This is a genomic window from Pseudomonas sp. MD195_PC81_125 (assembly GCF_014060985.1).
Classification (GTDB): Bacteria; Pseudomonadota; Gammaproteobacteria; order Pseudomonadales; family Pseudomonadaceae; genus Aquipseudomonas; species Aquipseudomonas parakoreensis.
Window position 1 is genome coordinate 1 of the sequence record NZ_JABULD010000668.1, and the last position, 11,102, is coordinate 11,102.

The window sequence follows — 11,102 nt, forward strand, 5'->3', positions numbered from 1 at the left end:
CTTAAAAAACAAAATCAAAAGATCGCASCTGCGGCAGCTCCTACAGGGTTTTCGGTCGTTCACAAAACCTGTGGGAGCGGGCTTGCCCGCGAAGGCGTCGGTGCTGTCGGCCTGAAGTTTGGATCTGTGCAAGGAGGTCAGGCCTTGCGCGCTTCTTCTTCCAGTTGATCCGATTCGAACAGCCGCGCCAGTTCCGCGCGGGCTTCCTGAGCGGTCTGCAGGACTTTGGCGGCGTCGTCGTAAACGGCGTGCTGCGCCTCCAGCACCTGTTCGTCATGGTGTTTGAAACGCTTGATCCGCGCATCGGCCTGGGCCTGGGTCAAACCCAGGCCGACCAGGGTGCGGCGGCTCATTTCCAGACTGGAGTAATAGGTCTCACGAATCGGCTCGGCGCCGACATCCACCAGGCGGTGCACGTGCTGACGGTTACGTGCGCGGGCGATGATCTTCATGTGCGGATACAGCTTGCGCACGATCTCGGCGGTCTTGATGTTGGTCTCCGGATCGTCCGTGGCAATCACGAAGTATTCCGCCTCGCCAACCTTTGCCGCATTGAGGATTTCCGGGCGCATCGGGTCGCCATAGAACACCGGTACGCCGCCAAAACTGCGCGACAGTTCGATGGTTTCCACTGAAGTGTCGAGGGCGACGAACTTGATGTTCTGCGCCCGCAGAATCCGCGCCACGATCTGGCCCATCCGGCCCATGCCGGCGATCACCACGCGCGGTGCCTCGGTATCGATTTCGCGGAATTTCTCCGGTACTTCCACCGGCTGCACTTTCGGGCTGACCAGCCGCGCACAGATCAACAGCAGCAACGGCGTCAACGCCATCGACAGGGTGATAGTGAGCACCAGCAGGTCATACAGGCGCGGTTCGAACAGGCCCTGATCGCGCTCGATCTTGAACACCACAAAGGCAAATTCACCGCCGGCGGCGAGTACGATGCCCAGGCGAATTGCACTGACCTTGGTCAGCCCACCGGCCAGACGCCCGACCACAAACAGCAGCGGCAACTTCAAACCGATCAGCAGCAGCGTCAGCCCAAGCACCGTGATGGGGGCGCTGAGCAGCAGGCCGAGATTGGCGCCCATGCCGACGCTGATGAAAAACAGCCCGAGCAGCAAGCCCTTGAACGGCTCGATTTGCGCTTCCAGCTCATGCCGATATTCGGAGTCCGCCAGCAGCAGGCCGGCAAGGAAAGCCCCGAGGGCCATCGACACGCCGACCAGATCCATCAGCCACGCCGTGCCGATCACCACCAGCAATGCGGTGGCGGTAGACACTTCCGGCAGACCGGTTTTCGCCACCACGCGGAACACCGGACGCAACAGATAACGCCCGCCGACCACCACCACGGCGATCCCGCCGAGTACTTGCAAACCGTGATTCAGGCTTTCCGCGTTGCTGGTGGCATGCGCGCTGCCGGCGAGCATCGGCACCAGCGCGATCAACGGGATCGCGGCGATGTCCTGAAACAGCAGAATGGCAAACGCCAGCCGCCCGTGCGGGCTGGTGAGTTCCTTGCGCTCGGCCAGGCTCTGCAGGCCGAATGCGGTGGACGACAGCGCCAGGCCAAGGCCGAGGACAATTGCACTGTTCAGCGGCTGACCGAACACATACAACGCCAGCACGCCGATCACCGCCGCTGTCAGCAGCACCTGCGCCAGACCCACGCCGAACACCGACTTGCGCATCACCCACAAGCGCCGTGGAGACAGTTCCAGGCCGATGATGAACAACAGCAGCACCACGCCCAGTTCGGAAATATGCGCGACGCTCTGCGGATTACCGATCAGACCGAGTACCGACGGGCCAATGATCACCCCCGCCAACAGATAACCGAGCACCGCGCCCAGTTGCAGACGTTTGGCCAAGGGCACGGTGAGCACTGCGGCGAACAGAAACACGACAGCGGCTTGTAACAGGTTGCCTTCATGGGGCATGGGTTGACTCCTGACAGCGGTACGGCGGGGGTGACAAGGATAAAGGCTGAAACGATTCAAGATCCATCGAAGATCCGCTGTAGGAGCTGCCGCAAGCTGCGATCTTTTGATCTTGATTCCGGAGATCAAAAGATCGCAGCTTGCGGCAGCTCCTACAGGGTTCAGTGTAAGTCTGTAATAATTTGCATCAAATGGTTACATTGATAGCCTTCGCGAATCAGTCTTTCCGAGTCCGCCATGGCCATCAACTTCGATCTCAACGACCTGCAAGCCTTTCGCGCCGTGGTCGAACAGGGCAGCTTTCGCAAGGCCGCCGACACCGTGCGCCTGTCACAACCGGCCTTGAGCCGTCGCATCGAAAAGCTTGAGGACGCCCTCGGAGTAAAGCTTTTTGAACGCACCACGCGCAAAGTCAGCCTGACTCAGGCCGGGCGCGGCTTCATGCCCAGCGTCGAGCGTTTGCTGGATGATCTGGATGTGGCGTTGCTGGGCATCAGCGAAGTCGCTTCGACGCGAATGGGCCACGTCACCGTGGCCTGCGTGCCGTCGGCGGCGTACTACTTCATGCCGCGCGTGGTCGCCCGTTATCACCGGCAATTCCCGCGCATCAAGGTCAAAGTCCTCGATTCCAGCGCCCACGACGTGCTCAGTGCGGTGGTCAATGGCGAGGCGGATTTCGGTTTGAGCTTCATCGGCACACAGGATGCCAAAGTCGATTTCGAACCGCTTGTGCAGGAGTGCTACGTTGTCGCCTGTCGCCGTGATCATCCGTTGGCCGGGCGCAGCAGCGTGAGCTGGGACGAGTTCTATCAGCAGGATTACATCTCGCTGGACAAGACGTCCGGCAACCGGTTTCTGCTCGATCAGGCCTTGAGCCGAGTGGTGCCGCAACGCCAGAGCATCTGCGAGACGCGGCATGTGACGACGATGATTGGTCTGGTGGAAGCGGGGCTTGGCGTGGCGGCGGTGCCGCTGATGGCGATGCCCGGGCCGGATCATCCGATCCTGACCCGGGTGCCGCTGACCGATCCGCAAGTGATGCGCAGTGTCGGCATCATCAAGCGCCGGGGTCGCACGTTGACCCCGGCAGCACTGGAGCTGGAACGGCTGGTGGTGGAAATGAAAGTCCAGCCGCCGACGCTCAGCGCTTGACCGAATCCAGCCCGGTGGCCTGTACGTCAGCCTGAGCGGCAGGCGCGGCGAGGTAGTCGAGCAGGGCCTTGGCCTCTTTTGGATGCTGCGCACCGACCGGGATGCCGGCGGCAAAACGCGTCACCGACTGCACCGATTCCGGAATCTTGCCGACAAAACTGACCCCCGGCACCGGCAGCAATTCGCTGACCTGCTGGAAGCCCAGTTGATAATCGCCGGTGGCAACCACTGAACCGACCGGGACTTTCGGGACCATCTTCGCTTTCGGTTTCAGCTGCTCCTCGATACCGAGTTTGTTGAACAACTCCTTCTCGATGTACACGCCGCTGGCACTGTCGGAGTACGCCACCGATGTTGCGTCGAGCAGGGTTTTCTTCAGGCTTTCGACGCTGCTGATGTCCGGCTTCGGCGCGCCCTCACGCACCACCAGACCGATCCGCGAATCCGCCAGTTCGACCCGCGAGGCCGGGTCGACCTTGCCTTGTTTGATCAGATCATCAAGGGCATAGCCGACCATGATCACCACGTCGGCGTGTTCGCCACGGGCGAGGCGGTTGGGGATCGCTTCCGGCGCCTTGCCCATCGACGGGCCGAGCTGGGTGTCGAGGGTGTTGCCGGTGGCCGCCGCGAATTTCGGGCCGAGGATTTTGTAGGCGGCGGTGAAACCGCCCGACGTCATCACGTTCAGCTGTTCAGCATGGGCCAGTGCGCTGAACGCGAAGAGGGCGACGGCGGTGAAATTGATCAGTTTTTTCAAGGTGTTGCTCCTTATGCGGCAACCGGTTGCAGACGGCCGCCTGCGCGGCGATAGAGGTACAACGTGGCGCCCAACGCGCACAGTGCGCCGACGCTCATCCAGTAACCCGGCGCGGCCTTGTCGCCGGTGTACTGGATCAGGAAGGTCGACATCGCCGGGGTGAAGCCACCGAAAATCGCGGTCGCCAGACTGTAGGCGAGGGAGAAGCCGGCCACCCGCACTTCCACCGGCATGATCTCGGTCAGCGCCGGAATCATTGCGCCGTTGTACATGCCGTAGATGAACGACAGCCACAACAGCGACAGCAACATGTGGCTGAAGCTTGGTGCCTGCACCAGGTACGACAGCGCCGGATAAGTGGTGGCCAGCGCCAGTAGCGACATCGCAATCAACACCGGACGCCGGCCGATGCGGTCGGACAACATGCCGCCAATCGGCAGCCAGAAGAAGTTCGACACGCCCACCAGCAAAGTCACCAGCAACGCATCGGAGGTGCTCAGGTGCAGCACGGTTTTGCCGAAGGTCGGCGCGTACACGGTGATCAGGTAGAACGCGGTGGTGGTCAGCGCGACCATCAGCATGCCGCCGAGCACCACGCCCCAGTTCTGGCCGAGGGTGCGGAACACTTCCTTCATGCTCGGGCGGTGTTTGCGTGCGGCGAATTCTTCGGTTTCCGCCAGGTTACGGCGCAGCAGGAAGATGAACGGCACGATCAGGCAGCCGACAAAAAACGGAATCCGCCAGCCCCAATCGGCCACCACGCTCGGCGCCATCCACGCGTTCAACGCGTAGCCCAGCGCCGCCGCGACGATGATCGCCACCTGTTGACTGGCCGACTGCCAGGCGGTGAAAAAACCTTTGCGGCCCGGTGTGGCGATTTCGGACAGATACACCGAAACACCACCCAGTTCCGCACCGGCGGAGAAGCCTTGCAACAGCCGTCCGATCAGCACCAGCGCAGGCGCAAACAGGCCGATGCTCTCGTATCCGGGCACCAGCACAATCAGGATCGTGCCGCTGGCCATGATCGACAGCGTAACGATCAGCCCCTTGCGACGACCGACGTCGTCGATATAGGCGCCAAGCACAATGGCACCCAGCGGACGCATCAGAAAGCCTGCGCCGAATACGGCAAAGGTCATCATCAGGGAAGCGAACTCACTGCTCGCCGGGAAGAACACCGCCGCGATCTGCGTGGCGTAGAAGCCGAACAGAAAGAAGTCGAACTGTTCGAGGAAGTTGCCCGAGGTCACCCGGAAAATGGCGCCGGCCCGCGAGCCGCCGTGTGGGATTGAGGCTGTCATAGAAAAATCTCCACCGCTTTTATGACGTGCGCGACGTGGAAGCGGCGCACGGTTGTTATTGCGGCGGATGGTCGCGCAGCTGTAACAGGATGTTAATTGCATTGTTGGCATGGATTGATGCGCAAAGCGGATCAATCCTGAAAACACGTCTAACCTGTGGGAGCGAGCCTGCTCGCGAAAGCGGTGGTTCAGGCGGAAAAGTGTTGAATGTGCTGGCCTCTTCGCGAGCAAGCTCGCTCCCACAGTTTCGCGGGGCGATCACACATCCTGTGTCATCAGCGGACCCTGTGGGAGCTGGCTCACCAGCGATGACGATCTGCCTGCCAACTACAATTCCCCAGCCAGCTCAGGCAAAAAAACAAGGAATGATTCCAGTCCTCCGCAGTCGGAGTTCAGGTATCACACATCTGAAGGAGGTTCACCGATGAACAGCAAAACCCTAATCGCCAGCCTGGCCCTCGTCGCCGGCATTGCCGGGATCAGCCCACTTGTTCAAGCGGCGCAAACCTCAAGCGAACCCACCGTCCAGTCGCCGACCAGCGACCGTGAATTGAAGGTCAACGACCGCGCTCCAGACATTTATCAGCGCAGCGACAAGGCATTGAAAAACTGGAAACAGAAAGGCTTGAAAGCACCGGTTGACCAGGCGCAGTGGGTGCAGATCAACGACAAGTACGTGATGGTCATGATCACCAACGGCACCATTGTCGAGATGCAGCCTGTCGAGCGTTAAGTTCCCGGACTTAAAGGCCCTGGGCGTGCAACCGCGCAGGGCTCTCGCCCCCCAACCGATACTGATTATTCCCACTGCGCTTGGCCTCATACATCGCCAGATCGGCAATGTGCAACAGCCGATCCATGGTCGGCGCATGGTCGGGAAATACCGCGACGCCAAGGCTGGTGCCGATGTGGCGCTGGTCGTTGCCGATGCTGATCGGCGGCGACAGTTCGATGAAAATCTTCTGACAGATGCTACGGGCTTCCTCCTGCAGGTTGAGGCTCGGGGCCAGGCCTTGCAGGATCACCACGAATTCGTCGCCGCCAATCCGTGCGACGGTGTCTGTGGCGCGCAGGATGCGTTTCAGACGCGTCGCCGTGGTGATCAGCACGCGGTCGCCGGCGGCGTGACCGTAATGGTCGTTGATCGCCTTGAAACCATTGAGATCGATAAACACCAGTGCCACGCGGGTCAGGCTGCGGCGCGCCTGTTCCAGTGCTTCGGATAAACGCTCTTCAAGCACCAGACGATTGGGCAAACCGGTCAACGGGTCGAAGTGGGCGAGGTGCTGAAGGTAACTCGCCGAGGCTTTTTCCTCAGTGATGTCGCGCACCACACCCATCATCTTGATCACCGCATCGTGGTCGTTGCGCACCACATTGCCGGTTTCCCGCAGCCAGCGAATCGTGCCGTCGGGCCAGACCACGCGGTATTCCTCGTCATGGTTTTCACCGGTCTCCAGACAACGCAATTCACCCTCGCGCACTCTGACGCGGTCGTCCGGGTGCACACAGGCGCAGAACAGCGCATAAGACGGGGTGATTTCGCCGATCTTGAACCCGAACATGCCGTAGATCGCGTCCGACCAATACAGCCGGTCGGTGTCGACTTCCCAATCCCAAGTGCCGATGCGGGCAAAGTACTGGCTGCGTTTGAAACGCTCGGCGTCACCGTCCTGGTGGATGTTCTGGCGTTCGGCGGCGCGGGTCAGCAGCTCGCGGTATTCGTCCAGTTGCTTGCGCAAGCCGCGCTCGCGCCAGATCAGGACAGCGATCAATCCAAGCATGACAACGCCAAGGGCAAGGCTGATCCAGAGGTCAGTCATTCGGGAACTGCCAGCATGAACAATCGATCCGTGAAGTAATGGCGGTTGGCTATCTTAATGGGTTGTCAGTCACTTCGGATACAGCGCCAATCTTCGTTAATGAGTTGCGAACAGCCGACATTTCTGGGAAAACGGCGACCAGCTGAACAATAGAGTGAATGGCATGAATGATGAACTGCAGGTAATCGATCTCCAGGTGGGCGAGGGCAAGGCTGCCGTCAAAGGTGCACTGATCACCACCCACTACACTGGCTGGCTGGAAGACGGCAGCGAATTCGACTCTTCCCACAGCCGAGGCAAACCTTTCCAGTGCGTGATTGGCACGGGCCGGGTGATCAAAGGCTGGGATCAGGGGCTGATGGGCATGCAAGTGGGCGGCAAGCGCAAACTGCTGGTGCCGGCGCATCTGGGGTACGGCGAACGAACGATGGGCAAGATTCCGCCCAATTCGAATCTGGTGTTTGAGATTGAGTTGCTGGAGGTTTTGACGCGGGAGGATTGAGGCGGGCAACCGCCGATCAATCAATTTCCATGTAACCTGTGGCGAGGGGATTTATCCCCGATGGACTGCGCAGCAGGCCTACTTGAGGTATCGCTTGGCGATCCCCCTCGTCACGATTACTCAGGCCACCATTGCCATCGCGTCCTGCGCCCGGTGCCGATCCCGCTCATTGGGGCCCATGGCGACTTATGTGGCGACGACGTGGGCATCTATTTTTTTGGTCATGTGAAATTCTCCTTTGCGCCGTTTTCCTTGTGGCGAGGGAGCTTGCTCCCGCTGGGTTGCGAAGCGACCCCAAGATCCATCGATCCGGATCGGATCCGGATTTCGACTGCCGTGCAACTAGCAGGTCCACCGCTTTCGCGAGCAGGCTCACTCCCACAGGGGGAGTGAAATCGCTTTCCGCATCCCGTTCATCCCTTGAAGGCTCACCGAACTTGCGATTGCCCAAGCCATCGGCGACTATGCGCGTCATATAGGGGTAGGGGGTATAGGTATGTCGCACATTCACGAACACAAAGACGAGTTGCTCAACCGCGTGCGGCGGATTGCTGGGCAGGTGCAGGCGGTGGAGAAAGCGCTGGAAGGCGATGCCGATTGCGCCAAGACCTTGCACCTGGTGGCGGCGATTCGCGGGGCGGTCAACGGTTTGATGGAGCAGTTCATTGAGGCTCACACCCGTGAGCACGTGGCGCATCCCGACCTCACCGACGAACAGCGTGCCGAAGGCGCCGAAGATCTGTTGCAAGCCATCCGCCGTTATTCCAAATAGAGCATCCGCATCATGAGCCTGACCCCAAGCGCTGAGCGTTTCAGCCACGATCACCAGTTTCTCGGCGCATCTCACGACGAAAATGCCCGCCGCACTTTGTGGGTGGTGGCGCTGACGTTGGTGATGATGATCGGCGAAATTGCCGCCGGCTACATCACCGGCTCCATGGCCCTGCTGGCCGACGGTTTCCACATGGCGACCCATGCCGGCGCGTTGGGTATCGCCGCGGCAGCCTATGGTTTTGCCCGGCGCAATGCCAACAACCGCCGCTACAGTTTCGGCACCGGCAAAGTCGGCGATCTGGCCGGATTTGCTTCGGCAATGGTGCTGGGGCTGGTGTCGCTGGGCATTGCCGGCGAGTCGATTTTTCGTTTGTTCGAACCGACTACCGTGGCGTTTGGCGAAGCCACTGTTATTGCGATTGTCGGCTTGGGCGTAAACGTCCTCAGCGCCTTTCTGTTGATGGGCCATCACGGCCATGACCACGGCCATCAGCATGACCACGGTCATGATCATCATCACCATCACGACAACAATCTGCGCTCGGCCTACGTCCATGTGCTGGCCGATGCCCTGACCTCGGTGCTGGCGATTGCCGCGTTGCTGGCCGGGCGCTATCTCGGTTGGGTATGGCTGGACCCGGCGATGGGGATTGTCGGTTCGATTGTCATCGCGAAATGGGCTTACAACCTGATGCGCGACAGCGCCGCGGTGCTGCTCGACACCACCGACGAGCCGGTGGCGGCGGAGATCCGCGAGTTGCTGGAAACCTCGGACGATGTGCGCATCAGCGATCTGCATGTCTGGCAGGTCGGCCCGCAGGCGCGGGCGGCGATTGTCAGTGTGGTCGCGGCGGCGGGCGTGACGGCGGAGGCGATTCGCGAACGGCTGGCGCCGGTGCATGAACTGTCGCACCTGACCATCGAGTTGCGCAGCGCTTAAGGTCGCACTGCGCTGAACAGTGGAATCCGCCCGTTGAGGGAAGGGCGGTAATGCCACGTCAGTTGTTGCAGATTCATACCCTGATCAAGGATTTTTTCTGACAGTCGCAGCGGCAATGCTCAGCGCCAGTGTCTGCCCCGGACACTGATGCCGGCCGCTGCCAAAGCTGAAACTGCGCCGGTCAGGACGATCCAGCAGAAACCGCTCGGGCTCTGCATTTAACAAAGGATCGCGGTTGGCCGAGGCCAGCAGCACCAGAATCACCTCGCCAGCCTCGAGCCGCACGCCATCGATCTCGCAAGTCTGTGTGACAAAGCGCCGAGTGTTCTGCACCGGCGGATCAAAGCGCTGAACTTCAGCCAACAGTGCGTCCACAGAGGCATCGCGCAACTCAGGTTCACGCCGTAACGCAATCAGTGCATTGCCGATCAGCCCGGCTGTCGCCTCAAATGTCTGCGAGCAGAGTCCGATCAGGTTGGCGATCAGGGTTTCTTTGTCCCCCGCGAATCGCTGCTCGATCGCCTGGAGCAAATCGCTGTTGGCTTCAGCCAGCAACTCGATGAAGTAACCGCGCAATTGCTCAGCCGCCGCATGCGCCGCCGCCAGTTGCAGGTCATTGCTCAGCGGCGACAGGCAGGCGACGAAATCCGCCGTCAGCTCACTGATCGCCCGACCTTGCGTCGGGGTGAAGCCGAGCAGCGTCGCGACCACACACACCGGGCCGCGAAACATCGCCTTATATAAGCCGTCCGCGTCCGCTGTCATCAGCCGTGCTGCCACCAATGCGCGTACCTGATCGTCATCGATCAACTGCAGTGCCGGTTCCACCGCAGAGCGTGGACAGCGCTGACGCTCGCCATCGTTCATCCGCATCAACTGTCCGAACACCTTGCCAGCCAGCCCCGAGGCAATCGCCTTGGGCACCGGTTCCTGCAGCGGCCGCACCCGGCAATCGGCATGCGTCAGCACCGCACGCACCGCTCGGGCGCTGCTGGCGACCCACAGTTTCAATCCATGATCAAAGGTCAGTCCGCCCTCGGCGCGCAGTTTGGCGTAGTAAGGGTAGGGATCGGCATGCGTCGCAGCGATGATCGGGTCCATGGTTCACAACCTTGTCGTCGGGAAAGTGATGCGAGTATCTTCAGTTCGCAGCGAGGACGATTCGTCGGGGAGCGAAATATGCACGCAGAACATCAAGACATCGGCGTTTCGCAGGTGGCAGCCGCCATCGCCGAACCGGCACGCACCAAAATCCTCTGCTCGCTGATGGACGGCCACGCCCGCACCAGCACTGAATTGGCCGCCGTTGCCGAGGTCAGCGCCTCTACCGCCAGCGCGCACCTGGCCAAACTCAAGGATCTGTCGCTGGTGCGCTTGCACGTGCAGGGCCGCCATCGTTATTACAGCCTTGCCGATCAACGGGTGGCGCAGGCGCTGGAAGCGTTGATGGTGATCGGCCAGAACGCCGTGCCTAGCTTCAAGCCGCACACCCCGGATCGTCTGCAATTCGCGCGCACTTGCTACGACCATATGGCCGGCACGCTGGCGGTGTTGCTGCATGACCGTTTGCTCGCGGCGGGATGGCTGGTGGAAACCGACGAGCGGGCTTATCGCTTGAGCGAGAGTGGCGAGGCGCTGTTCGTGGGCTTGGGGATAGAGGTGCAGGACTTGAGTACCTTGCGCCGCAAGTTCGCTTGCCCGTGCCTGGACTGGAGCATGCGTCGGCCGCATCTGGGCGGTTCGTTGGGCGCGGCGTTGTTGCAGATGGCGTTGAAACGCAAGTGGGTGACGCAGGATCTTGACAGTCGGGCGTTGGCACTGACCGTGGCGGGGCGCAAGGCAATGGGTACGCGGTTTGGTCTTGAGTTGCCGTTAGACGCGAAGGTCAAAAGATCGCAGCCTGC

General features: G+C 60.8%; 10 protein-coding genes and 1 pseudogene. 6 read left to right on the plus strand and 5 right to left on the minus strand.

Going from position 1 to position 11,102, the window contains the following annotated elements; translation table 11 throughout:
- Positions 1-137 precede the first annotated feature (137 nt).
- Entirely contained in the window at positions 138-1,946 is a 1,809-nt protein-coding gene (locus HT737_RS26320) for a monovalent cation:proton antiporter-2 (CPA2) family protein (RefSeq protein ID WP_182404304.1), read from the minus strand.
- Between the two features lie 237 nt (positions 1,947-2,183).
- Here HT737_RS26320 and HT737_RS26325 point away from each other — a divergent pair, with 237 nt between their 5' ends.
- Positions 2,184-3,098, plus strand: a complete 915-nt coding sequence (locus HT737_RS26325) for a LysR family transcriptional regulator (protein ID WP_121186034.1) — start codon at positions 2,184-2,186, stop codon at positions 3,096-3,098.
- On the opposite strand, the gene HT737_RS26330 is transcribed toward HT737_RS26325, so the two are convergent.
- Both HT737_RS26330 and HT737_RS26335 read right to left on the minus strand, forming a co-directional pair.
- Complete coding sequence (locus tag HT737_RS26330; protein WP_182404305.1) at positions 3,088-3,855, minus strand: substrate-binding domain-containing protein; 768 nt, start codon at positions 3,853-3,855, stop codon at positions 3,088-3,090. The genes HT737_RS26325 and HT737_RS26330 overlap by 11 nt on opposite strands.
- Positions 3,856-3,866: 11 nt before the next feature.
- Positions 3,867-5,159: an MFS transporter gene (locus tag HT737_RS26335; protein ID WP_095668919.1), complete on the minus strand. Its 1,293-nt coding sequence runs from the start codon at positions 5,157-5,159 to the stop codon at positions 3,867-3,869.
- A 424-nt stretch (positions 5,160-5,583) separates the two neighbouring features.
- Here HT737_RS26335 and HT737_RS26340 point away from each other — a divergent pair, with 424 nt between their 5' ends.
- Entirely contained in the window at positions 5,584-5,892 is a 309-nt protein-coding gene (locus HT737_RS26340; protein WP_027613230.1) for an RcnB family protein, read from the plus strand.
- 10 nt (positions 5,893-5,902) lie between these two features.
- Here HT737_RS26340 and HT737_RS26345 read toward each other — a convergent pair whose 3' ends face one another.
- The gene (locus HT737_RS26345) at positions 5,903-6,982 is read right to left on the minus strand and encodes a sensor domain-containing diguanylate cyclase (RefSeq protein ID WP_182404306.1); all 1,080 of its coding nucleotides are present in this window, start codon (positions 6,980-6,982) and stop codon (positions 5,903-5,905) included.
- Between the two features lie 163 nt (positions 6,983-7,145).
- Here HT737_RS26345 and HT737_RS26350 point away from each other — a divergent pair, with 163 nt between their 5' ends.
- The 3 genes from HT737_RS26350 (at position 7,146) to dmeF (ending at position 9,198) form a co-directional block, all read left to right on the plus strand.
- Positions 7,146-7,484 (plus strand): FKBP-type peptidyl-prolyl cis-trans isomerase, encoded by a 339-nt coding sequence (locus HT737_RS26350; RefSeq protein ID WP_041073359.1) that lies wholly within the window; start codon positions 7,146-7,148, stop codon positions 7,482-7,484.
- Positions 7,485-7,980: 496 nt separating this feature from the next.
- Positions 7,981-8,256 carry a metal/formaldehyde-sensitive transcriptional repressor gene (locus HT737_RS26355; protein WP_182404307.1) on the plus strand — a complete coding sequence of 92 codons (276 nt, stop codon included), beginning with the start codon at positions 7,981-7,983 and terminating at the stop codon, positions 8,254-8,256.
- Positions 8,257-8,268: 12 nt separating this feature from the next.
- Positions 8,269-9,198, plus strand: a complete 930-nt coding sequence (gene dmeF / locus HT737_RS26360) for a CDF family Co(II)/Ni(II) efflux transporter DmeF (RefSeq protein WP_131671310.1) — start codon at positions 8,269-8,271, stop codon at positions 9,196-9,198.
- Here dmeF and HT737_RS26365 read toward each other — a convergent pair.
- A pseudogene (locus HT737_RS26365) lies at positions 9,195-10,299 on the minus strand (cytochrome P450). The gene dmeF and the pseudogene HT737_RS26365 overlap by 4 nt on opposite strands.
- 78 nt (positions 10,300-10,377) lie before the next feature.
- Between HT737_RS26365 and HT737_RS26370 the strand changes: the two are divergent.
- The coding region (locus tag HT737_RS26370; protein WP_182404308.1) for a helix-turn-helix transcriptional regulator at positions 10,378-11,102 on the plus strand (725 nt) is incomplete at its 3' end.

What these genes read in the sequence shown, in the direction of transcription:
- HT737_RS26320 (WP_182404304.1), bottom strand. Translation starts at nt 1,946, where the DNA reads ATGCCCCATGAAGGCAACCTGTTACAAGCCGCTGTCGTGTTTCTGTTC.
- HT737_RS26325 (WP_121186034.1), top strand. Translation starts at nt 2,184, where the DNA reads ATGGCCATCAACTTCGATCTCAACGACCTGCAAGCCTTTCGCGCCGTG.
- HT737_RS26335 (WP_095668919.1), bottom strand. Translation starts at nt 5,159, where the DNA reads ATGACAGCCTCAATCCCACACGGCGGCTCGCGGGCCGGCGCCATTTTC.
- HT737_RS26340 (WP_027613230.1), top strand. Translation starts at nt 5,584, where the DNA reads ATGAACAGCAAAACCCTAATCGCCAGCCTGGCCCTCGTCGCCGGCATT.
- HT737_RS26345 (WP_182404306.1), bottom strand. Translation starts at nt 6,982, where the DNA reads ATGACTGACCTCTGGATCAGCCTTGCCCTTGGCGTTGTCATGCTTGGA.
- HT737_RS26350 (WP_041073359.1), top strand. Translation starts at nt 7,146, where the DNA reads ATGAATGATGAACTGCAGGTAATCGATCTCCAGGTGGGCGAGGGCAAG.
- HT737_RS26355 (WP_182404307.1), top strand. Translation starts at nt 7,981, where the DNA reads ATGTCGCACATTCACGAACACAAAGACGAGTTGCTCAACCGCGTGCGG.
- dmeF (WP_131671310.1), top strand. Translation starts at nt 8,269, where the DNA reads ATGAGCCTGACCCCAAGCGCTGAGCGTTTCAGCCACGATCACCAGTTT.